The organism is Henriciella marina DSM 19595, from assembly GCF_000376805.1.
Lineage (GTDB): Bacteria > Pseudomonadota > Alphaproteobacteria > Caulobacterales > Hyphomonadaceae > Henriciella > Henriciella marina.
This window is the reverse complement of record NZ_AQXT01000002.1, coordinates 3170271-3190835: the sequence shown is the minus strand read 5'-3', so window position 1 is coordinate 3190835 and position 20565 is coordinate 3170271. Positions and strand designations below refer to the sequence as shown.

25 protein-coding genes are annotated in these 20565 nt (G+C 60.8%); 12 read left to right on the top strand and 13 right to left on the bottom strand.

What is annotated here, in order from left to right:
- Positions 1-79: 79 nt before the first annotated feature.
- Positions 80-298 (top strand): dodecin, encoded by a 219-nt coding sequence (locus tag F550_RS0115920; protein ID WP_018149580.1) that lies wholly within the window; start codon positions 80-82, stop codon positions 296-298.
- A gap of 71 nt (positions 299-369) precedes the next feature.
- Entirely contained in the window at positions 370-816 is a 447-nt protein-coding gene (locus F550_RS18770; protein ID WP_018149579.1) for a cupin domain-containing protein, read from the top strand.
- On the opposite strand, the gene F550_RS0115910 is transcribed toward F550_RS18770, so the two are convergent.
- On the bottom strand, positions 813-1784 hold the full coding sequence (locus F550_RS0115910; RefSeq protein WP_018149578.1) for a quinone oxidoreductase family protein: 972 nt from the start codon (positions 1782-1784) through the stop codon (positions 813-815). The two genes, F550_RS18770 and F550_RS0115910, sit on opposite strands and share 4 nt — an antisense overlap.
- Positions 1785-1836: 52 nt before the next feature.
- Here F550_RS0115910 and rnhB point away from each other — a divergent pair, with 52 nt between their 5' ends.
- The 6 genes from rnhB (at position 1837) to F550_RS0115880 (ending at position 7579) form a co-directional block, all read left to right on the top strand.
- On the top strand, positions 1837-2403 hold the full coding sequence (gene rnhB / locus F550_RS0115905; RefSeq protein ID WP_018149577.1) for a ribonuclease HII: 567 nt from the start codon (positions 1837-1839) through the stop codon (positions 2401-2403).
- A gap of 94 nt (positions 2404-2497) precedes the next feature.
- Complete coding sequence (locus F550_RS0115900; protein ID WP_018149576.1) at positions 2498-4129, top strand: acyl-CoA synthetase; 1632 nt, start codon at positions 2498-2500, stop codon at positions 4127-4129.
- A 381-nt stretch (positions 4130-4510) separates the two neighbouring features.
- A complete protein-coding gene (locus F550_RS18165) occupies positions 4511-5467 on the top strand; it encodes an alpha/beta hydrolase (protein ID WP_018149575.1) in 957 nt (318 codons plus the stop codon).
- A gap of 182 nt (positions 5468-5649) precedes the next feature.
- Entirely contained in the window at positions 5650-6528 is an 879-nt protein-coding gene (ttcA, locus tag F550_RS0115890) for a tRNA 2-thiocytidine(32) synthetase TtcA (protein ID WP_018149574.1), read from the top strand.
- Positions 6529-6611: 83 nt separating this feature from the next.
- Complete coding sequence (locus tag F550_RS0115885; RefSeq protein WP_018149573.1) at positions 6612-7241, top strand: SRPBCC family protein; 630 nt, start codon at positions 6612-6614, stop codon at positions 7239-7241.
- Positions 7241-7579 (top strand): ArsR/SmtB family transcription factor, encoded by a 339-nt coding sequence (locus F550_RS0115880; protein ID WP_018149572.1) that lies wholly within the window; start codon positions 7241-7243, stop codon positions 7577-7579. The genes F550_RS0115885 and F550_RS0115880 overlap by 1 nt, the downstream gene beginning before the upstream one ends.
- A 5-nt stretch (positions 7580-7584) precedes the next feature.
- Here F550_RS0115880 and F550_RS0115875 read toward each other — a convergent pair whose 3' ends face one another.
- Positions 7585-8124 carry a tetratricopeptide repeat protein gene (locus tag F550_RS0115875; protein ID WP_156807971.1) on the bottom strand — a complete coding sequence of 180 codons (540 nt, stop codon included), beginning with the start codon at positions 8122-8124 and terminating at the stop codon, positions 7585-7587.
- Positions 8125-8276: 152 nt separating this feature from the next.
- On the opposite strand from F550_RS0115875, the gene F550_RS0115870 reads away from it, so the two are divergent.
- Positions 8277-8459: a hypothetical protein gene (locus F550_RS0115870; RefSeq protein WP_018149570.1), complete on the top strand. Its 183-nt coding sequence runs from the start codon at positions 8277-8279 to the stop codon at positions 8457-8459.
- Here the strand turns inward: F550_RS0115870 and F550_RS19460 are convergent.
- The 6 genes from F550_RS19460 to F550_RS0115845 form a co-directional block, all read right to left on the bottom strand.
- Positions 8456-8722, bottom strand: coding sequence for a L,D-transpeptidase (locus F550_RS19460; RefSeq protein WP_233349067.1), 267 nt, complete (start codon positions 8720-8722; stop codon positions 8456-8458). The two genes, F550_RS0115870 and F550_RS19460, sit on opposite strands and share 4 nt — an antisense overlap.
- Entirely contained in the window at positions 8656-9417 is a 762-nt protein-coding gene (locus F550_RS19640; protein WP_083911023.1) for a peptidoglycan-binding domain-containing protein, read from the bottom strand. The genes F550_RS19460 and F550_RS19640 overlap by 67 nt, the downstream gene beginning before the upstream one ends.
- Positions 9418-9497: 80 nt before the next feature.
- Positions 9498-9716 (bottom strand): helix-turn-helix transcriptional regulator, encoded by a 219-nt coding sequence (locus F550_RS0115860; protein ID WP_018149568.1) that lies wholly within the window; start codon positions 9714-9716, stop codon positions 9498-9500.
- Positions 9717-9720: 4 nt separating this feature from the next.
- Positions 9721-10143, bottom strand: a complete 423-nt coding sequence (locus F550_RS0115855; protein WP_018149567.1) for a hypothetical protein — start codon at positions 10141-10143, stop codon at positions 9721-9723.
- A gap of 30 nt (positions 10144-10173) precedes the next feature.
- Complete coding sequence (locus F550_RS0115850; protein WP_018149566.1) at positions 10174-10593, bottom strand: DUF2178 domain-containing protein; 420 nt, start codon at positions 10591-10593, stop codon at positions 10174-10176.
- A 167-nt stretch (positions 10594-10760) separates the two neighbouring features.
- Positions 10761-12065, bottom strand: a complete 1305-nt coding sequence (locus F550_RS0115845; protein ID WP_018149565.1) for a PQQ-dependent sugar dehydrogenase — start codon at positions 12063-12065, stop codon at positions 10761-10763.
- Between the two features lie 154 nt (positions 12066-12219).
- Here F550_RS0115845 and F550_RS0115840 point away from each other — a divergent pair, with 154 nt between their 5' ends.
- Complete coding sequence (locus F550_RS0115840; RefSeq protein WP_018149564.1) at positions 12220-14322, top strand: amidohydrolase family protein; 2103 nt, start codon at positions 12220-12222, stop codon at positions 14320-14322.
- A 5-nt stretch (positions 14323-14327) separates the two neighbouring features.
- Positions 14328-14777, top strand: coding sequence for a YaiI/YqxD family protein (locus tag F550_RS0115835; protein WP_026180837.1), 450 nt, complete (start codon positions 14328-14330; stop codon positions 14775-14777).
- A 35-nt stretch (positions 14778-14812) separates the two neighbouring features.
- Here F550_RS0115835 and F550_RS0115830 read toward each other — a convergent pair whose 3' ends face one another.
- The 3 genes from F550_RS0115830 to F550_RS0115820 form a co-directional block, all read right to left on the bottom strand.
- Positions 14813-15619 (bottom strand): SGNH/GDSL hydrolase family protein, encoded by an 807-nt coding sequence (locus F550_RS0115830; protein WP_156807970.1) that lies wholly within the window; start codon positions 15617-15619, stop codon positions 14813-14815.
- Between the two features lie 173 nt (positions 15620-15792).
- On the bottom strand, positions 15793-16428 hold the full coding sequence (locus F550_RS18155) for a class I SAM-dependent methyltransferase (protein WP_018149561.1): 636 nt from the start codon (positions 16426-16428) through the stop codon (positions 15793-15795).
- Positions 16429-16451: 23 nt separating this feature from the next.
- The gene (locus tag F550_RS0115820; protein WP_018149560.1) at positions 16452-17609 is read right to left on the bottom strand and encodes an alpha-hydroxy acid oxidase; all 1158 of its coding nucleotides are present in this window, start codon (positions 17607-17609) and stop codon (positions 16452-16454) included.
- 142 nt (positions 17610-17751) lie between these two features.
- Here F550_RS0115820 and F550_RS19260 point away from each other — a divergent pair, with 142 nt between their 5' ends.
- Positions 17752-17916 carry a hypothetical protein gene (locus tag F550_RS19260; RefSeq protein WP_156807969.1) on the top strand — a complete coding sequence of 55 codons (165 nt, stop codon included), beginning with the start codon at positions 17752-17754 and terminating at the stop codon, positions 17914-17916.
- Here F550_RS19260 and F550_RS0115810 read toward each other — a convergent pair.
- Together F550_RS0115810 and mutL are read right to left on the bottom strand one after the other, a co-directional pair.
- Entirely contained in the window at positions 17913-18596 is a 684-nt protein-coding gene (locus tag F550_RS0115810) for an HAD family hydrolase (RefSeq protein WP_018149558.1), read from the bottom strand. The two genes, F550_RS19260 and F550_RS0115810, sit on opposite strands and share 4 nt — an antisense overlap.
- Complete coding sequence (gene mutL, locus F550_RS0115805; RefSeq protein ID WP_018149557.1) at positions 18597-20504, bottom strand: DNA mismatch repair endonuclease MutL; 1908 nt, start codon at positions 20502-20504, stop codon at positions 18597-18599.
- Positions 20505-20565 lie beyond the last annotated feature (61 nt).

Sequence of the window (20565 nt, the reverse complement as noted above, 5' to 3'; positions counted from 1 at the left end):
CGCAAGATTTTCCGGATCAATTCGGAACACGATGGGGTTGGACTAGTTCCTTGGAAGACAGATTTAGAAAGGAATACCCATGTCCACTGATACTTTCGCAATGACCAAAGTCGTTGGCACGTCGAAGACATCCATCGAAGAGGCCATTAACGGCGCGCTTAAAAGCGCGAGCAAGACGATCCGGAATATGGACTGGTTTCATGTGACCGAGACGCGCGGCTATATCGAAGACGGTCAGGTCGCCTATTATCAGGTCTGCATCGAGATCGGCTTCAAATACGAAGAAAAGCCATCCTGATCGCCCTCTGATTTTTCTTGCCTCCCTCAGGGTGCCGAGCAATGCTCGACGCACCTTGAGGGAGGTTCTTCATGAAAACGCTAATTATCGCAGGCGTCATCGCGGCAATCGCAGGTCCCGCGTATGCTCACGGGGGTCCAGACCATTCAGGCGCAGAAACGCTGCCGGCTGGATCGAACGAGAAACTTCGCGCTCCAATTGCCTCTGCCGACGGCCTCGAAGTCCTCATTTCAGATGTTGTCATTCCGCCCGGCGCGACCGTGCCGCGCCATTACCATCCGGGCGAGGAATTTCTCTACGTGATCTCCGGTTCAGCCGTGCACGTCCAGGATGGCCAGGAAGACATTATTCTTTCCGCGGGCGACTCCTACGTCATTCCACCACGCGCGGCCCACGCCCCGCGCGGCGGCCCCGATGGGGCGCGCGCGGTTGTGTTCCGGGTCCACCGGGACGGCATGCCAGAACGAATCCTGCTTGAAGATGGCGAAACACCGCCACCCGAAGACGACGCTGACTAGGGCTTCAGCAGGGTCGACCCGATCGTCTTGCCGCTTTCAATGGCGCGGTGCGCGTCTGGCGCATCGGCAAGATCAAACGTCTGGCCGATCTGGGCTTTCAGCGTGCCGGTCCGAAGCGCGCCGAAGAGCGCCGCGGCCCCGCGTCTCAAGCCCTCATCATCGGCGACGAAGTGAAAGAGGCCGGGCCGTGTCATGACGAGGGATCCGCGCCGGTTCAGCTCACCCGGCGCCAGAGGCTCCACGGCGCCGGAGGCGTTGCCATAGGTCACGAACCAGCCTCGGCTTTTAAGGCTGTCGAGAGAAGCTTTGGCCGAGTCCTTGCCAACGCTGTCATAGGCGACATTGACGCCCTTGCCGTCGGTCAGCTCGCGGACACGGCTCGCGACATCATCGCTCGACATGATGACGTCTGTCGCGCCCGATTTTTTCGCAAGCTCTGCCTTCTCATCGCTGGAGGTCACCGCGATCACACGCACACCCATTGAGGTTGCCCACGGCAACAAGAGAGAGCCGACACCGCCGACCGGGGCCCAGACGAGCGCCGTCTCGCCCGGCTGTGGGCGGTAAACCTCGAACAATAGCATCCAGGCTGTCAGGCCTTTCAGCATGACCGCCGCGCCTTCATCTTCAGAGACACCATCTGGCAGCTTCAGCATGCGCGAGGCCGGGCCTGTATAGTGCGTCGCATATGTGCCCTGGCCGAGATAGGCGACCCGGTCGCCGACCTTCAGTTTTTCGACGCCCTCACCGACCGCCTCGATTGTGCCCGCACCTTCCTGGCCGGGTGTAAAAGGCAGCTTGGCGGGGTAGAGACCCGTGCGAAAATAGGTATCGATAAAATTCAGGCCCGCCGCCGACTGGCGCACCAGCGCCTCGCCCGGCCAGGGCTGGCGGGGCTCCATCTGTGTCTTTTTCAACACGTCCGGGCCGCCAAGTTCGTTCATCTGAATGCAATATGCGTCGCTCATAATGGAATCCTCACAAAATCGTGGTCTTGTTTTTCTGAAGAGGGAGATAGGGATGATTTGCGGCGTTGACGAGGCCGGGCGGGGACCCTGGGCCGGACCAGTGACGGCAGGGGCGGTTATTCTGGACCCCGATCAACCCATTGATGGCCTGACAGATTCCAAGAGGCTGAGCGAAGCGCACCGCGAGGCGATCTACCCCGAGATCCGGGCCAAGGCCGTGACGTTCGGCATTGGCTGGGCGAGCCCCGGAGAGGTCGACCGGCTGAACATTCGGCAGGCGACCTTCCTCGCCATGTCGCGCGCCATCGCCATCATGGGCCTGACCCCGAAAGAGCTGATCATCGACGGCAATTGCCTGCCGCAGAACCTGCCCTGCCCGGCCCGCGCCATCATAAAAGGCGACCTCACCGAACCTGCCATTTCGGCAGCGTCAATTCTGGCCAAAGTTGCCCGTGACCGCGCGATGGCAGAGCTTTGCGCCCGCTATCCGGGCTATGGCTTCAGCCAGCATAAGGGCTATGGCACCGCGGCCCATTCCAGCGCGCTGGAGACGCTTGGGCCGTGCGCCTGCCACCGCAAGAGCTTCGCGCCCATCGCCCGCGCCCTCCGCGCCGCCTGAGACGCGCCCCATACGCCACGTTACCCCTCGTGAATCTGCTGTTTTGCGCCTAGAATGCGCTGAAATAGAAGACTTCATCGGAGGAACGTCACACATGGGCGACAGCATCTATAATCTTGGCGATATGCTCGACGCGGTCGGCGCGGAGCTCGGCGAAGAACATCCTGCCCTCATTCATGGCGACCGGGTCATAAGCTGGCCGGAAATGACGAAGCGCTCGAACAATCTTGCGCGTGAGCTTCGGACCATGGGGGTCGAGACAGGCGACAAGGCCGGCTTCTATCTGCGCAACCAGCCAGAATACATGGAAGCGCTAGTCGCCTGCTTCAAAGCGCGCTTCACGCATGTGAACGTCAATTACCGCTATCTCGACGATGAGCTGACCTATATTTTCGACAATTCGGACGCTGCCGTCGTCTTCTTCGACCGCGAATTCCGTGAGCATGTCGCCCGCGTGAAGGACCGTCTGCCCAAGGTGAAGGTCTGGGTCGAAATCGGCGGAGATGGCACCGACACGCCGGGTTATGCCGTCGACTATGAAACGCTGGCCTCCAAGGGCGACGGCGAACCGCTGGGCATCGAGCGCTCCGACGACGATCTCATCTTTCTCTATACCGGCGGCACGACCGGCATGCCGAAGGGCGTAATGTGGAGCCACAAGATCTGGCGCGAAAGCTCACGCCAGTCGATGATGTCGATCTATGGCTTTGCGCCTGACAACATGGCCGAGCATCTCGCCTTCATGCATGAGGTCGGCAAGCATGGCCGCCAGCTGCCGGCCTGCCCGCTCATGCACGGCACCGGCCTTTTCACAGCCATGGGCTCGATCATCTCCGGCGGCTGTATCGTGACGCTGGAGAACACCAAGACGTTTGATCCTGAAGAGCTCTGGTCGACGGTTGACCGGCGCGGCGTCACGGCGATGGCGATCGTTGGCGACGCCTTTGCCAAGCCAATGCTCCGCGTCCTCGAAGAGAACCCTGGAAAATATGACCTTTCTTCGGCCCAGACCATCACAAGCTCTGGCGTGATGTGGTCGATGGAGGTCAAGCGCGGCCTCATCGAGCACATGCCGCAGGTCGCTTTGATGGACAGTTTTGGCGCCTCTGAAGCGGTCGGGTTCGGCATGTCGGTGACCACCGCCGAAGGCACGCAGAAGACCGCGCGCTTTACGCTTGGCGAGGACTGCAAGGTCTTCACCGAAGACCGAAAGGAAGTGAAACCGGGCTCTGGCATTCCGGGTTTCATCGCGCGCGGCGGGGCCGTACCGCTTGGCTATTACAAAGACCCGGAGAAGACCAAATCGACCTTCTGGGAGGTGGACGGCGTGCGCTATGCGGTCCCTGGCGACTGGTGCACGGTCGAGGAAGACGGCACGATCACGCTGCTCGGACGCGGGTCCAACTGTATCAACTCGGCGGGTGAGAAGATCTACCCTGAAGAGGTCGAAGAAGCCCTTAAGAATCATGACGCTGTGCGCGATGCGCTGGTCGTCGGCCTTGCCGATGAGAAGTGGGGCCAGGCAGTGACGGCGGTGGTCGAGCTCAATGACGGGGCCGAGGTCGATGAAGACACGCTGCGCGCCTTCGTCCAGACCCAGCTGGCCCGCTATAAGGCGCCTAAACGCGTCCTGTTCAAGCCAAGCCTTAGCCGGGCGCCAAATGGCAAGGCCGACTATAAATCGATCAAGGCTTTCGCGATGGAAAGCCTCGGCGTTTCGGCCTGATCGCGCCCCTATTTTCCGACCGGATCGAATGATTTGGTCCGGTTGGAAAAAAGCCGGAAATCACGGTGTCGTGGCGGTGTCTGGACGGTGTCGGGATGGTGTCTAGAGGGGCGAGGCTTCAGGACCTGCCAGACCCCATCAAAACGCCAATCGGGGACCGGTGCCAGCTCTCCCGCCCTAAGGCGGCGCAGCGACTGACAATCAGAAAAACTGTGCGACCTGTGAGGATCCGGGCCATAATGGTTTTCCGGTCCAGCATTGCCTTGAAGTTACGCGCTGGTGTGAATACCGCAGAAAAATCAGTGAGTGGCGGTTATATCTTTTGTAGAGTTAGTGTAATCTTAAATAGAGTTTCGCTGGTTTAAACGAGGTTTATTGAGCATGCGTGCGGTCCGTCTCATCGCCTTGCCGGTCGCCATGTTCATGCTGGCGGCGTGCCCATCACGGACCCTGACGGCAGATGATGTCTTCGTACCAAATGAGCCAGACTTCGTGGCTGCAACCGAAGACGATCTCTACATTGATGGCGAGGAGATATACGCCGCGCCGACAGACTATACCCTCTCCTTCGACATTCTGGGGGCCCCGCGTGAGGTCCCTGTCAGCCGCGCCGACCATGTGCCCGCCAGCGTCGTTCACGGGTTTGCACCCTACAATGGAACGGGGGACCGGCTTGCCTGGACGCTGATAAGCCGAGAGGCGAGAGATAGCGAGGCGCCGCGCCCGCTGGTCGTGATGTGTGGCGGCAATGCCTTTTCACGATATTCGGCGGGTGTCGCCTATAGCCTCGCCGCGATTGAACATGGCGATGTCCTTCTGTTCGACTATCCGGGCTCGGGCGACACAGGGGGCGAGGCGAACCTCGCCAATTTTGAAGCTGCAGCGGATACGGTTCGCAGCCTTGCCGAAGAGAGGGCGGGCGTGGCGCGGGGCGTCGTGTTCTGGGGCCACTCCCTTGGCGGGTTTGTCTGCGCTGATATGGCGGCAAGATTTCCGGGGGCGGCCGGGATCATTATCGAGGCAAGCGCCAGAAATATTGCCGAGATCGCCGATGCGTGGCGGCCGTGGTATCTCTTTTTCGTCAACTGGCGCGTCGATGACAACCTCGCCAGGTACGATATCGTCAACGCACTTGAAGACTTTGAGAAACCGATTCTCATCCTGGCAGGGACGCGCGATCGTGTCCTGCCGCTCGAACTCAGTCAGCAGATCTTTCAGGGTCTGGACGCTGCCTCGCGCGATGTCGAGATCGAGAGCTTTTCAGCCGGGCATAACACGATCGTGCTGTCGGAAGATTTCGACGAGGTGATGGATACGTATTTTGAAGGACTGAATTAGAGCCCCCCTTCGACCCGCTCGCGCGGGCCACTTCCCCCTCATGCGGGAAGAAGAGAGACCATCAGCGTCTGGATTTCCTACCCGTTCACTGGGGTCGAATAACAATAAATTTCAACAAACATGATGCCATCGCGTGAGTTGGACGCTTTCTCGCACCTTACCAATTGTGCGATACGCACTTCATGGCTGACGATCAGATGACAGGGCTTGTCCCGCCGCTTTTTGCCGACGTGCCAAAAAGCGTTTCCTTCAAGAAATTGCGCAAGCGGATTGTCCGCAATGCGCTGCAGGCGGTGGACCAGTATGGCATGGTTGACCGGGCGCGTACCGGACCGCCGCCGAAATGGCTGGTCTGCCTGTCGGGCGGCAAGGACAGCTATGGCCTATTGGCCGCGCTGATCGACCTGAAATGGCAAGGCGCGCTTCCGGTGGAGCTGATTGCCTGCAACCTCGATCAGGGCCAGCCGGGCTTTCCGAAACACGTCCTGCCCGAATGGCTGGACAAGGTGGGCGTCAAATACCGGATCGAGACCGAAGACACCTATTCCATCGTCACAGAAAAAGTGCCGGAGAACCGGACTTTCTGTTCGATGTGTTCGCGCCTGCGCCGGGGCATTCTCTACCGCATTGCGCGCGAGGAAGGCTGCGAAGCCATCGTGCTCGGCCATCACCGCGACGATGCGCTTGAGACCTTCATGATGAACCTCATCCATGGCGGCCGGATGGCGGCGATGCCGCCAAAGCTGCTCAATGATGCAGGCGACCTCTTTGTGCTGCGCCCGCTGATCACCTGCGCCGAGGATGACCTCGCAAAGTTCGCAGAAGCGATGGAATTCCCGATCATCCCCTGCAACCTCTGCGGGTCGCAGGATGGACTGCAGCGTCAGGCTATGAAGGCGATGCTGGATGAGTGGGAGCGCAAGAAGCCGGGCGTACGGCAGGTCATGGCGCATGCGCTGGCGACGGTACGGCCGAGCCATCTGCACGACCCGCGCGTCTTCGACTTTGCGGGCCTCGCGCTTGGCGGCACCGGCGAGGACGACCCGAACGTGCCGTTCTGAAAGCCGGTCGCCCACGGATCCGTCATTTGACCTATATTTAAGGTACTGCTTATATAAGATCGCACTTAAATGCGAGGTTGATCATGGATTTCGGGAAAGCCTTTGGCGCGGTGGAGCGGTCCGTAGAGACGACCGAGCGCGGCGGCGCGCCTGCCCGAGCGGTAAAACTGTCGCGAACTTTTAAGACAGATGTCGAGGATCTCTGGGACGCTATCACCAATCCCGCACGCCTCCCGCGGGCCTTCCTTCCGGTCGAAGGTGATCTCAGGGTCGGCGGCCACTACCAGCTTATCGGTAATGCTGGCGGCAAGATCCTTATTTGCGAGCGCCCGGCGCGTCTGTCGCTGACCTGGGAATTCGGTGAAGCGATAAGCTGGCTCGATGTGCATCTTGCGCCCGAGGCCGAAGAGGCCCGGCTGACCCTGATTCACACCGCCCCTGTCGAAGAACACTGGGAAACCTATGGCCCGGGCGCGGCCGGCGCTGGCTGGGACCTTGCCCTGATCGGGATGCAATTCCACCTCGCCAATCCGGAGGCCATGTTTGACGAGGAGGCCTTCGGCCAGTCCGAAGACGGAAAATGGCTGATCCGCCAGTGCGGCCAAGCGTGGGGCAAGGCGGACGCCGCCAGCGGGGAGGATAAAGAGATCGCGCAAAAACGCGCGGTTCGCACGACTGCCTTCTATCTCGGCGACAGCCTGCCGGACGCGTGATGCACGCGTTCGACGTTCTTGGCGACCCCGTCCGGCGCCGCATCCTCGAATGTCTAACGGAAGGAGAGCGAGCCGCGGGCGAAGTCAGCGCTGTCGTCCAAGGAGAATTCGCAATTTCTCAGGCCGCTGTCTCCCAGCATCTGAAAGTTCTGCGTGAAAGCGGCTTTGTCACTGTCAGAGCGAACGGGTCTAAACGGCTCTACTCGCTCGATACCGCCCCGATGCAGGAGGTCGACCAATGGCTGGATACGTTCCGTGCCTTCTGGGAGCCGAAACTCATGGCGCTTGAAACTGAAATCGAACGTGGCAAGAAATCGCGGAAAACGCAGGCCAACTAACCGCCCTACCCCGCGCCATTGAGGCGGCGCTCGCATTCCTCGGCCCGGGCGGAGAGACCGGCGGCTGAATAGAGGCCGCGCGCTTCTCGCCAGTAATCGGCGGCGTTCGCAGGATCGTCGAGCCGGTCATGGATGCGGGCCAGCGCGCGTACCCCATTGGCCAGCATGTCCGGCTCGATGCCCTCGATCTGGCGATAGATTTCCAGCGCGTCTTCATAATGTGTCTTGGCAAGCCCGAAGCGTCCTAGCTCTGCGGTGACATCACCGAGATGACGGATGACATGTGCAGTGACGAGCGCGGGCACGTCGTCTTCGCGCCGGCAGAGATTGGCCGCTTCGACATAAAGACGCTCGGCCTGTTCGAACTCATGCGCGTCGCGGCAACACTGACCCTTGGCCATCAGGGCGCGCACGAGAAGCTCTGGCTCATCGCGGCCGCGGGCCAGCTCAAGCGCTTCATGGGCAAGCTCATGGGCGTCATCGGGACTTGCGCCCCGCCGGGCGACATAGACCCGGTCTACCATCTGCCTGACACTCTGTTGCATGATGGAGAATTCATAGCAGGTTTCCGGGCAGCTGGCGACGGGAGAGTGCCAAGCAGGCCCGGACCCCGTGACGGGACGCCCGTATTGGTCGCAGCAAGCAGCGAGAGAGGATTTCGTCTCCGTGGAAACGTTCCTGTCGACTTGCGGGCATCATGGCTTTCATCTTTTCAGACCTTGTCGTCCTGCCGGCTTTCCTCTGGTGGAAAGGTGTGACGGCAGGCTTTGGAAACCCGGTCGGCGAAGGCGTCCCAGAGAAGCTGCTCTTCGTGCTGGCGGTGATTGCCTATCTCTGGCTTGCGGGCGGGCTTGTCATTGCGCCGATGCTGACCAGTTAGTCGACAAAGCTCACTTCCACGCCCCGGCTGACCATGCCGGCAAGTTCGGTCGCGTCCCAATTGGTGAGACGAATGCAGCCATGTGACTGTTCCTTGCCGACAAGGTGGGGGTCTTCGGTTCCGTGCAGGCCGAAGGTCTCTTTCTCGAGGTCGATCCAGACGGTGCCGACAGGTCCATTGGGGCCCGGCGGCAGGGTCATCGCCTCTGTATTGTCGCCCTGCTGGAAGTTCTTTTCCGGATTGTAGGAATAGGTCGGGTCAATCGCGACGGCGGTGATGGCGTAGGTGCCTTCAGGGCTCGGCGTGTCGCTGAGCCGATTGTTGCGGGATAGCCCGCGATCAGCTTGTCATCCTTGTCGTAGGCGAGCACCTGCGCGCGCGATTTGTCAGCGGTGATCCTTGCGACCTCGCCCTCAAGCGCGGTGCCGGGGTCGAGCACGGTGACGCTTGATCCGGCAGACCAGTCGGCGTCCGGGTTCATCATGATGAGAAGGTCGCGGTCCAAATGCCAGTTTTCGGCGACAAGCTCTTCGATGGTGCGGAAACCAAGACGCTCGCGCGCGGCAAAATCTTCGTAATCGTGCGTGAGGTCGGGCATGAGACCCGACAGGTCTTCTTCCGTGATCGTGTAGGTGGTGGTGAGGTTGCTGGCATCGCCGAGCGCGCTCCAGACGTTCTCATCCATGACGCCGTCCACATCGAGACCGTGCATCTCCTCAAAGTCGCGAATGGCATTGTCGACATTCTCACCTGTGTAGCCGTCGATCACGCCCGGAGACGCACCGGCCCTGTCCAGCAGGACCTGAATCTTGATCGTGATCGCGCTCTGGCCGTCCGGCAGGGCATCGCCCTCATAGGTCGCCGAATTGATGTCGTCCGGACTAACACTCGCGAAAGCGGCAGGGGCTGCGAGGATGGCAAGAGCGGCGGTGGAGAGACGAAGCATAGAGCTGGGCATGGAAGATCCTTCTGATCCGGGAAAACCGTGGGGTTGCTGCCCGATCAACGCCGTGGCCCCGGCAAGGCTCCCTTGGCCGGTCAGTCGCCCGCCCAGCCGAAGACATCCTCCAGCCCGACCCCGAAGACGCGAGAGATGCGGAACGCGCTTTCGAGCGAAGGCGAATATCGCCCCTGCTCTATCGCGATGATCGTCTGGCGGGTGACGCCGATCTCCTTCCCGAGGGTGGCCTGCGACATGGCGCCATGCGCTTCGCGCAGCTCCCGCACGCGGTTTGTGATGGGGGGACGTTTGGCCATCTCTTTATACGCTGCTGCGGTAATAGACGATGCGGGCAGCGTATTCGGCGAGTTGCGACATCATCAGGGCGCCAAAGGCGGCGTGGAACAGAAGATTACCGTCATAGGTGAAGAGGTAGATGCCAAGCGCGCTGATCAGGCCGACACCGAGGACGACGCCGGCGATATTGCCCGCGCGCCCCGCAATGAGCTTGTCGCGCTCGTCCATCGTATCGTCGGCCTCCGATGGCTTGCTGACCGCAATCAGGATGTGGCCGACGATCGAGAGCACGACGATGATGATCACGTAAATGATGACCAGCGGCAGGACAGGCGGCGCAAGCTGTTCGAGCCCGGCAGACATGGCCGCGACAGTGTTGAAGTAGAAGATCATGCCGACGACCATGATGAGTCCCATGACCCAGGCGGTTTTTTCGTGAAAAGACATTTGAAGTGGTCCTCCTGGACGTTTGGCGGCTCAGACAGCCATCTGGTAAAAGCGGATCTTGGCCGTCGCTTCGAGCAAGGTGGCGACCAGCTGGATGGCGACGATTGCGTAAAGCGCGTCCCATTTGCTCATATCGAAAACGAATAGAAGCAGGATGAGGCCGGTCAGGGCAAAGCCATAGAGATGCATCGTCGGCAGGGCCGCCTTCATATTGATGATACGGTCGCGTTCATCGCTCGGGGCCTCTGCATCCTTAGGGTCGCGCGCGGCGATGGCGGCAGCCCCGATGGTCATCAGAATGAACCAGGCAACATAGGCGATGATAACCGGCAGCGCGCTTTCAGCCAGAGCGCCGCTGCCCGTCTGGCGCAGATACCAGTAGCCGAGCGCCGCGAGCGTCAGCGCCGTCACAATGGCGACGATCCAGTTGAATTTTTCCCTGAAAGACATGGGAATATTCCTTCGTGTCAAAAATATCTAACACGATAGGTAGTCAAAGATTTTTGACTTGTCAATTATTTTTTACAAGCCGAGCGTTTGCTGCTTCATCCTTCGACGGGCTCAGGATGAGGGACGGGTTGTGTTGAGGGCGGCCGGGGCCGAGGGAGCGGGAACCGCTACTGCGCGGCGGCCACCCGCCAGACCACGTTGCCGACATCGTCTGTCACCAGCAGGGCGCCATCATTCGCGATGGCGGTGTCGACGGGGCGGCCGCGGGCCTTGTTGCCGTCAAGAAAGCCGGTGAGCACATCCACCGGCATGCCGTCGGGGTCAGTACCTGCAAACGGCACGAAGACCACTTTGTAGCCGACAGCGGGCTTGCGGTTCCACGAGCCGTGCTGGCCGACGAAAAGGCCATCTTCGAAATCTGGCCCGAGCGCCGCACCATCGGCAAAGGCAATGCCGAGCGAGGCGGTGTGGCTGCCGAGGGCATAGTCTGGCGCGGTGGCGGCGGCGACTTTTGCGGCGTTGACCGGCTGAACCCGCGTGTCGACGGTCTGGCCGTAATAGCTCCATGGCCAGCCATAGAAGGCGCCCTCGTCTACCGAGGTCACATAGTCCGGCACCAGATTATTACCGAGTTCATCGCGCTCATTGACGGCGGTCCAGAGTTTGCCAGAGGCGTCGTTGAAGGCCAGTCCGACCGGGTTGCGCAGGCCCGTGGCGTAGAGGCGTTTCTCGCCGGTGGCGATGTCGACTTCCCAGATGGCGGCGCGGCCTTCTTCGGCAGCAAGGCCGTTTTCGGCGATGTTGGAGTTGGAGCCGACGGCGGCATAGAGTTTTGTCCCGTCCGGCGAGGCGATGATGTTCTTGGTCCAGTGATAATTGACCGGACCCGCAGGGAGCGTGGTGAGCGTCGTGCCGGGCGCGTCGATGCTGGTGGCACCTGCCTCATAGGGGAAGGCGATGATGGCGTCGGTGTTGGCGACGTAGAGCGTGTCGCCGACAAGCTGCATGCCATAGGGGGAATTCAGCCCTTCGAGGAAGGCGTGGCGGGTCTCGGCGATGCCGTCGCCATCTGTGTCGCGCAGCAGCGAAATGCGGTTGGCGCTGGGCACGGCGGCGCCGGCCTTTTCCATTGCCTGTTTCATGAAGAAGCCGCGAATGCCCTGGCCCTGCTGTGGACGCGGCGGAGCATTGGTTTCGGCCACAAGCACGTCGCCATTGGGCAGGACGTGGAGCGCGCGCGGATGATCGAGGCCTGTTGCAAAGGCCTGGACCTGCAAGCCCTCGGCGGCCACCGGCCTGGCGCCATCCGGCCAGCCGGTCGCTTTCTGAACATTCACAATGGGGATGAGATTGTTCGAAGGTTCGGGAAGCTCGGGCGAAGCGCCGTAGCCGATGGAAACCGGCTGGTCCGCCGTCGTGCCGCAGGCGGCAAGGGCGGCGCAGGCGAGGATAATGGGGCTGGCAGCACGCATGGCGATATCTCCTTACTGACCTGAAGGACATGATGCGGCGAACCCTGAGGTCCAGACGGCGAGCGAGGAAAGAGAGCAACACGCCCTCTCGCTTTCACCGCTTCAGTCTGCTTTTATGCAAGAAAATCAGATCACCGACTGAGGGAGTATTTTGATGTCGTATAGATGGCTGGCCGCGATGGGTCTTCTGGCGCTTGGTGCCTGTTCGAACCCATCGGGCGATGACGGCGCGCAGACGCCAGGTGAGACAGGTGTGGAGACCACCGCCGCCGATGGCCAGACCGTGTATACGATCATGACCAGCGGCACCAAGATCGGCGATATGGTCGTGGACCGCGCGGGCAATGAGATCACCGTCGACTATGAGTACCGCAATAATGGCCGCGGGCCCACCATGGTCGAGGAGATTACGCTGAACGAAGACGGCGTGCCGGTGTCATGGTCGGTGCGCGGCAATACGACGTTCGGCAATGCGGTCGATGAGAGCTATTCAGACGAAGACGGCGCCGCAAGCTGGACGGACTCAACTGGCCCGGGCGAGGCCGAGATTACAGAGCCGAGCGTCTATATCGCACAGTCGGGCACGCCCTATGCGCTGGCCATCTATGCAGGCGCGCTGCTCGGCGAAGAAGACATGTCGATGCCGGCGCTCCCGGCTGGCACGCTCAGCATGGAAGAGATCGAGAGCTTTGGGGTGGAAAGCACCGATGGCGCGGTAGAGGCGACCGCCTATGCGCTGATCGGGCCAGAGCTCGACCCGACCTATTTCCTGATGGATGCAGAGGGCGATGACTATCTCGCCCTGATGACGCCGGAATTCCTTATCGTGAAGGAAGGTCTTGAGGCCAATGACGAGATGCTGCGCCAGAAAGCGGTCGACTATTCGACGCAGCGCTTCGAGGATCTGCAGGCCGAACATGCCCGCAATTTCGACGGGCCGGTGCGCATCACCAATGTGCGCCTTTTCGAGCCCGGCTCAGACATGCTGTCCAAGCCCTCATCGGTTGTCATCGAAGATGATCGCATCACTGCGATCGAAGCGGCCGATGCAAGCGACGAGGGCGAATATGTCATCGACGGCAAGGGCGGCACGCTGATCCCCGGCATCTCTGACATGCATGGGCATATGGGGCAGAATTCTGCGCTTCTGAACGTGCTGGCTGGCGTCACATTCGTGCGCGACATGGGCAATGACAATGAGGTGCTGGGCGAGCTGATCAACAAGATCGAGACCGGCACGCTGGCCGGGCCACGCATCGTCCGCTCCAGCTTCATCGAGGGCAAGAGCCCCTACAATTCCAATAATGGCATTATCGTCACCAGTCAGGAAGAAGCCAATGAGGCGGTCCGCACCTCCTGCGAGGCCGGGCACTTCTTCATGATCAAGATCTACAACTCCATGAAGGGTGAGTGGGTGCCTGAAATGGTCGATATCGCGCATGAGTGCGGCCTGCGGGTCGCGGGCCACGTGCCGGCCTTCTCGCGCGCCAATGCGATGATCGAGGCTGGCTATGATGAGCTGACACATATCAACCAGGTCATGCTGGGCTGGGTGCTGGAAGATGAGGAAGACACGCGGACGCTGCTGCGCCTGACGGCACTGTCGCGCCTGCCGGATGTCGATCTCGACAGCCCGCAGGTTCAGGAAACGCTGGACCTGATGGTGGAGAAAGATGTGTCGATTGATCCGACGCTGGCGATCCATGAAGCGCTGCTTCTTTCGCGCAATGGCGAGACGCGGGCCGGTGTCGCCGATTATATCGACCACATGCCGGTTGGTGTGCAGCGGGGCGCCAAACAGGCCTGGTCGAACATCGAGACACCTGAAGATGACGCCGCCTATGCCGGGGCGTTCGACCAGATCGTCGAGACGCTGTCCATGATGCGCGAAGCTGGCATCATGATCTGGTTCGGCACCGATATGGGCGGGGCGTTCAACCAGCACCGCGAAATGGAGCTCTTCCAGCAGGTGGGCTTCACACCCGCCGAAATCCTGACGCGGGCTACCCAGGAGGCTGCGGACTATCTTGAGATGGGCGAAGAGATCGGCTCCATCGAGCCCGGCAAGAAAGCGGACTTCTTCCTGGTGCCAGGCGATCCCCTCGAAGACCTTGCCGCGATCAAGACGGTGCAACTGGTTATGAAGGATGGCACGGCCTATTTCCCGCGCGACATCTATCCCGCCTTCGGCATCGAACCTTTCGTCGACGCGCCGGACGTCGCTGTACCGGCCGGCGAGGCGTCCGAGGGCGAGTGAGCGGTATTGTCATTCATGTCGACGCCGATGCCTGTCCGGTAAAAGATGAGGTCTACAAGGTCGCGCTTCGCCACGGCTTGCCGGTCAATGTCGTGGCGAACAGCTTCATGCGCGTGCCGCAGCACAAGCTGTTCACGCGCGTGACTGTGCCGGATGGGCCGGATGTCGCTGACGACTGGATCGCCGAGCGAGCAGATGCGAACTCGATCGTAATAACCGCCGACATTCTTCTGGCCGAGCGGTGCCTCCAATCCGGGGCGCGGGTGCTTTCCGCCAAGGGCAAGGCGTTTACCGAGAACTCCATCGGGCAAGCCGTCGCGACCCGCGCCATCATGGAAGACCTGCGCGGAATGGGCGAACAGACAAGCGGACCAGCCGCGTTCAAACCGGCCGACCGGTCAAATTTCCTCTCAGCGCTGGAAGTGGAAATCCAGAAGCTGAAACGCGGGCGGTAATAAGGGTATTTGAGGTCTGGTAAAGCGGCTCGGTGCTACTCTGCGCGTTCGCTCAGGATTTCTTCAACTTTCCTTTCCAACGCCAGCGCGATCGCCCACTGCCCCGCGATATTCGGATGAATACCATCCTCGTGAATGACGACGTGCTCGCGCTGTTTGACGTTCTTCAGCAGTCCCTGAACGTCGAGAAGATGAGCGTCCTTGCAATCTGCAATCTTTGCCCGCGCGGCTTTGGCATAGGCGTCATTCATGCTCATACCTTCAAAAGGAACCGACCAGCGATACGTGTCCTCGTCCTCGACACCCCAATGGTAAGTAAGCCAGCCAGGCTCGATCTCATCGTAAGTATTGGCGAAGATGACATCGACATCCTTCCGACAGAGCGTGACCCGAATATCCATCAGCAGAAGATAAAACGCCATCGGGTCCTTACCGTGCTCGCCGGCATCTTCAATTACTGCAATGTCGCCTTCTTGGATTTGACCGTGGATCACACCCATAAGCACGTTTCCTGTGCTTGCAGTTGGTAGCCCCGATCCACCGCCATAGCCTACGTCGTAACCGCCATCTGAAACCATCCGAATCATGGAGACCGGTGACCGAAGCGGCCATAGGAGATCTTCTTCTGTTTCCTCTTCAGTGTACTCGTCAGGAAACTTCTTGAGCGCCCAGCCACGAAAAATACTGTCGCCGAAGAGATGGACGACAGGTTTTCCCTCTGTGCGGTTCTTGAGCGCGTCACCGTAAGGCTGGTCCTGAGGGCCGGCTTGCGCGGCAGCTTGTGCGCTAAGGGAAGCCGCCATGAAGGCCAAGGATATAGCAATCTTGAGAAGTGAGGGCACCGGTAAAGCTCTTCTTTTGCAGAATGAAAAGTATGGTTAAGCACCAGAAAAGGCACCGTATTAGCCTTATGCAGGTCGTCAATTTTGGTGTCAAACAATGGACATGAACAATGCCAGTTCGCCGCAATTTATGAGCGCCCGCAGCGGCACAGGGTCTGACGGGCTGCCGCAATCTACCACTTCTGCGCGACGTAGAAATTCGCGGCCATGCTGCTGTCGGTGCGGAGAATCTCTACCATACTGAAGCCCGTCTTGTTCAGCATTTCGAGAACATCTTCCTCAGAGAGAAATTTGACAAAGGGCGCCTTGCCGATGGCGCGCATGACCGGCACGGCGAGACGCAGGATGGGCGAGGCGTCTTTCAGGCAGGCCGTGCTCTGTATGAAATAGCCGCCGGGTTTCAGGAGGCTATGGACCTTTCGGGTGACACCTTTGGGATCGCGGCAGAGGTGCAGGATGTTGAGACCGAGGACGACGTCGAACTGTCGGCCCTGGGCGTCGTATTCCTCGATGCCGGTGCGCATGAAATCGACATTATCAACGCCCGCGTCAGCCGCCTTTCCCCGCCCGACATCAAGCATGTTGTCCGCGACATCGGTGGCGAGGATATACTTGACATAGGGCGCGTGACGCAGCGCGGTGGACCCGGTTCCGCAACCGAATTCGAACACCTCGCTTTCTGGCGTCAGATGTTTGCGCGTCAGCCCGAGTTTCTGTTCATAGGCTATCTCGTCGCTGATCGGCTGGCTGGCATATTTTGCCGCGAGCTTGTCCCAGAAGCGCTGATCGCTCCGTCTTGCTGTTTGCATGTCCCCTGTCCCCGGATGAACCCTTAGAATTTCGGAATTCGCATAAGCTCTGGATCGAGCTCAGCGAGATTTGTTGCCCCGAGTAGCGCCATGGTGCGGCGGAACTCATCCTCCATGATGGCAAGCGCCTTTTCGACGCCGGCCTGACCGCCTGCGCCAAGCCCAAACAGCGACGCGCGGCCCAGCGCGACGCCGGTGGCCCCGCGCAATAGCAGCTTGGCGACATGGCTCCCCCTGCGCACGCCGCCATCTGCGATAATATCTGCCCGCCCGCGCACCGCATCCGCGATTTCCGGCAGGAGGTCGATGACAGGTACCGATGTGTCGAGCTGGCGTCCACCATGATTAGAGACCCAGACGGCATCGGCACCTAAAGAGACGGCATTCTTCGCATCTTCAGCACGGGCGATGCCTTTGATGGCAAATCCGCCCTCCCAGAAGTCACGCATCCACTTGACGTCCTCCCAGGCAACAGAGCGGGAAAACTGCTCGTTCACGAACCCGATAATGCCGTCCTTGGCACCAGCATCGCCGCCGCGAAGATGTTTGAAATTTGCGGGCGTGATCTTTGGGCTGCGAATGAGGTCCCAAAGCCAGCGCGGACGCGCAAGCACCTGACTGGCGATTTTGAGGTTGGGCGTCGGCGGCACCGAAAAGTGGTTGCGCGGATCACGCTCCCTGTTACCTGCCACAGGCATATCCACGGTGAGGATGCAGCCTGTGAAACCCGCTGCCTTTGCCCGTTTCAGGAATGTCTTCACGATTTCCTTGTCGTGCCAGACATAGAGCTGCACCCATTTGGGGCCGGGATTGGCCCTGGCGATGTTTTCCACCGTCTGCGAGGCGAGCGTCGAGCAGCAATAGATTACTTTCTTCTCGTTCGCGGCCCCGGCCATCGCCAGCTCGCCTTTGGCAGGATGGAAGAGCCGGGTCGAGGCCGTCGGGGAGATGAAGAAGGGGAGCCGCGTTTTCTGGCCCATGATGGTGGTTGAGCAGTCGATCTTGGACACGTCGCGAAGGACGCGGCCTGTCAGCTGATAGTCATCAAAGCGGCTGACCGAACGCTTCAGCGTCACTTCGTCATCAGCGCCGCCGTCGATATAGTCGAACACCATGCGCGGCAGTTTCGCCTTCGCCATTTTACGCAGATCATCAATGTTATTGGCGCGTTCGAGCTTCATGGCGGCGCAGTCTCCCTTCCGCGGTTTTTCCTTGTCTGAGCGTTAGGCACGCGCGCGAGGGCGCGTCAATCACCGTCGCCCTCGGGGGAACGACCCGATGAGGGATTTCGTTCTACATGGTCACACCACAATGGAGATCGAGATGGACAAGAAAACTATCGAAGAGGAAGCCTCGGAAGGGCTTGCCGATCAGCATGTTCGTCCGGCTGGCAAGGAAAGCCAGAAGAACCCGCCAAAAGACTGGGACGATCAGGACGAAGAGCTGGACGAGTCATTTCCGGCAAGCGACCCACCGGCGAATTACTAGCCTTGCTGGCGACCCGCGCCGATCAATGCAGCGATTTCAGCGAAGCTTGCGGCGACATGATGCGCGCCGGCTGCCTCCAATCTTTCCCGCAAACCGGCATCCGCATGGGCGCCGCCCGTGAAGCCGACGGTCTGCATTCCAGCGGACCGGCCGGCGCGGACGCCGTTTTCGCTGTCTTCTATGATCAGACATGTGTCTGGCGCGGTACCGAGCCTCTCGGCGGCATACAGGAAGAGGTCTGGCGCCGGTTTGCCGTGCTCGACCAGATCGGCAGAATAGATGTGGTGGCCGAATGCAGGGGCCAGCCCTGTCATCTCGAGCTTGCGATGCAGCTTGTCCTGTTCGGATGACGATGCGACCGCGACGGGCCCATGAAAGGCGGCGGCAAGCTCCACAGCGCCGCGGATCGCCCGCAGCTCTGACGTGAAACGGGTCCAGATCGCAGCCTGTATGATAGCCGGGAAGTCTGCCGGAAGTGCGATACCACGATCGCTGGCATCAGCCCGCAAAGCCGCATGATAGTCGCGATTATGCAGGCCGACGAAGCGGGAAATATAGGTCTCGTCATCGTAGACGAGGCCCCGCCCGCCAAGATACTCCCGCTCAACGGCGATGGCGATAATCTCGGAGTCGACCAGCACGCCATCGCAATCGAAGATGATGGCCTGCGGCTTTTCCACCTAACGCCGTCCGAAGAGTTTTTCGATGTCGGCGAGCTTCAGTTCGACATAAGTGGGGCGGCCGTGATTGCACTGGCCTGAATAGGGCGTGGCTTCCATCTGGCGCAGCAGGGCGTTCATTTCATCGCCGTTGAGACGCCGACCGGCGCGCACGGCGCCGCCTGCGCAGGCCATATTGCCCATGACGTCCTCGAACCGCTCCTTGAGGGCGAGGCCTTCTTCATATTCGGCAAAATCATCGGCGAGGTCACGGATGAGACCGGCTGCGTCCATTGTCCCGAAGAGGGCGGGCGTCGCGCGCACGCAGACCGCCCCTGCCCCAAATGCCTCGATCTCAAGGCCCATTTCGGCAAGCTCGTCGGCGCGCTCCAGCACGCGGGCCGCTTCATCTTCGGTCAGCTCAACCACTTCGGGGATGAGCAAGGCCTGGCGCCTGACGCCATCGGCGGCCATCTGCGTCTTCATCTGTTCATAGACCAAGCGTTCATGCGCGGCGTGCTGGTCGACAATGACGATGCCGTCGCGGGTCTGGGCGACGACATAGGTTTCGTGGAGCTGCGCGCGGGCGACACCGAGGGGGAAGTCGTGCGGCGTCGGCTGTTGCTCTGGCTCATAGCGTGCGGATGGGGCGTCGTAGCGGGCGCTGTCTTCGGCCATGCCACCTGCGGGAGCAGCGCTCTGCCAGCCAGCGCCAGAAGCCGGCGCCTGCGGGCGCGGCGGCGCGCTGCCATAGCTATCGCGGAAGAGGCTTGAGCGGTCCCAGACCGATGGCTGGGGCAGGGGCTGGTCCCTGGGCCGGGTCTCCTCGCCTTGCATCTTGCCGAGCGCGTAGCCCGCAACTGTGGTGCTGGCGCGGTGTCCGGCAGCCGCCAGCGTATGGCGAAGCGTGCCAATGATAAGCCCGCGCACATTCCCGGCGTCGCGGAAGCGGACTTCGGTCTTGGCGGGGTGGACGTTCACATCGACAAGCTCAGGGTCGCAATCGACGAAGAGCGCGGCCATGGGGTGGCGGTCACGGGCAAGGAAATCCTGATAGGCGGCGCGAATGACGCCGGTCAGCATCCGGTCTTTCACCGGGCGCCCATTCACGAAGAGGAACTGGTATTGCGCGTTGCCGCGGTTGAGCGTCGGGAGGCCTGCAAAACCCGTAAGCGTTACGCCGTCGCGGTCTGATGTGATGGCGAGCGCATTCTCACGGAATTCGCGTCCCATGATCGAGCCGAGGCGTTCGAGGTCGCCCTCAGGCGTCGCCTGATGGGCGGCATAGCGGAAGACGTTGCGGCCATTACTTTCCAGCGAGATGGACACGTCCGCATTGGCCATGGCGAGGCGTTTGACCGCGTCGGTGACGGCCATGGTTTCAGCGCGTTCCGACTTCATGAATTTGAGGCGCGCCGGGGTCGCGTGGAAAAGGTCGCGGACCTCGATACGGGTGCCGGTCTCTCCCCTGCCCGTCCAGGCGGCGGGCTTCGGGCCTTCAATGCGGCCTGCCTCGACGAAGACTTCGGACGCGTCTTCGCCCTCAGCCTTGGAGGTCAGCGTCATGCGCGACACGCTGGCGATGGAGGGCAGCGCCTCGCCGCGAAAGCCCATTGTGTGGATGTTGAGAAGATCGATCCGCCCATCCTCGCCGGGCGCCAGCTTTGAGGTCGCGTGACGCTCCAGCGCCATCAGGATTTCGGGCCCGCTCATGCCGCAGCCATTATCTTCAATGATGAGGCGTTTGAGACCGCCGCCTTCGATCGTGACAGAGATGGCGCGCGCCCCTGCATCGAGCGCATTCTCGACAAGCTCTTTCACCGCTGCGGCCGGGCGTTCCACGACTTCACCAGCCGCAATACGGTTGACCGCATCAGGCGGAAGCTGGCGGATGGTTGGCCGGGAAGTGAGGCGAGCAGAATCAGGCATGAGCCGGTCAGTGTATCAGGCTTTGACTGCGGGCTGCAGGGGCGATGCGCTGGGAGGCTGT

Bases quoted from the DNA above. Each gene is read 5' to 3' on its own strand.
- F550_RS0115920 (WP_018149580.1), top strand. From the start codon at position 80: ATGTCCACTGATACTTTCGCAATGACCAAAGTCGTTGGCACGTCGAAG.
- F550_RS18770 (WP_018149579.1), top strand. From the start codon at position 370: ATGAAAACGCTAATTATCGCAGGCGTCATCGCGGCAATCGCAGGTCCC.
- F550_RS0115910 (WP_018149578.1), bottom strand. From the start codon at position 1,784: ATGAGCGACGCATATTGCATTCAGATGAACGAACTTGGCGGCCCGGAC.
- rnhB (WP_018149577.1), top strand. From the start codon at position 1,837: ATGATTTGCGGCGTTGACGAGGCCGGGCGGGGACCCTGGGCCGGACCA.
- F550_RS0115900 (WP_018149576.1), top strand. From the start codon at position 2,498: ATGGGCGACAGCATCTATAATCTTGGCGATATGCTCGACGCGGTCGGC.
- F550_RS18165 (WP_018149575.1), top strand. From the start codon at position 4,511: ATGCGTGCGGTCCGTCTCATCGCCTTGCCGGTCGCCATGTTCATGCTG.
- ttcA (WP_018149574.1), top strand. From the start codon at position 5,650: ATGGCTGACGATCAGATGACAGGGCTTGTCCCGCCGCTTTTTGCCGAC.
- F550_RS0115885 (WP_018149573.1), top strand. From the start codon at position 6,612: ATGGATTTCGGGAAAGCCTTTGGCGCGGTGGAGCGGTCCGTAGAGACG.
- F550_RS0115880 (WP_018149572.1), top strand. From the start codon at position 7,241: ATGCACGCGTTCGACGTTCTTGGCGACCCCGTCCGGCGCCGCATCCTC.
- F550_RS0115875 (WP_156807971.1), bottom strand. From the start codon at position 8,124: ATGCAACAGAGTGTCAGGCAGATGGTAGACCGGGTCTATGTCGCCCGG.
- F550_RS0115870 (WP_018149570.1), top strand. From the start codon at position 8,277: ATGGCTTTCATCTTTTCAGACCTTGTCGTCCTGCCGGCTTTCCTCTGG.
- F550_RS19640 (WP_083911023.1), bottom strand. From the start codon at position 9,417: ATGCCCAGCTCTATGCTTCGTCTCTCCACCGCCGCTCTTGCCATCCTC.
- F550_RS0115860 (WP_018149568.1), bottom strand. From the start codon at position 9,716: ATGGCCAAACGTCCCCCCATCACAAACCGCGTGCGGGAGCTGCGCGAA.
- F550_RS0115855 (WP_018149567.1), bottom strand. From the start codon at position 10,143: ATGTCTTTTCACGAAAAAACCGCCTGGGTCATGGGACTCATCATGGTC.
- F550_RS0115850 (WP_018149566.1), bottom strand. From the start codon at position 10,593: ATGTCTTTCAGGGAAAAATTCAACTGGATCGTCGCCATTGTGACGGCG.
- F550_RS0115845 (WP_018149565.1), bottom strand. From the start codon at position 12,065: ATGCGTGCTGCCAGCCCCATTATCCTCGCCTGCGCCGCCCTTGCCGCC.
- F550_RS0115840 (WP_018149564.1), top strand. From the start codon at position 12,220: ATGTCGTATAGATGGCTGGCCGCGATGGGTCTTCTGGCGCTTGGTGCC.
- F550_RS18155 (WP_018149561.1), bottom strand. From the start codon at position 16,428: ATGCAAACAGCAAGACGGAGCGATCAGCGCTTCTGGGACAAGCTCGCG.
- F550_RS0115820 (WP_018149560.1), bottom strand. From the start codon at position 17,609: ATGAAGCTCGAACGCGCCAATAACATTGATGATCTGCGTAAAATGGCG.
- F550_RS19260 (WP_156807969.1), top strand. From the start codon at position 17,752: ATGGACAAGAAAACTATCGAAGAGGAAGCCTCGGAAGGGCTTGCCGAT.
- mutL (WP_018149557.1), bottom strand. From the start codon at position 20,504: ATGCCTGATTCTGCTCGCCTCACTTCCCGGCCAACCATCCGCCAGCTT.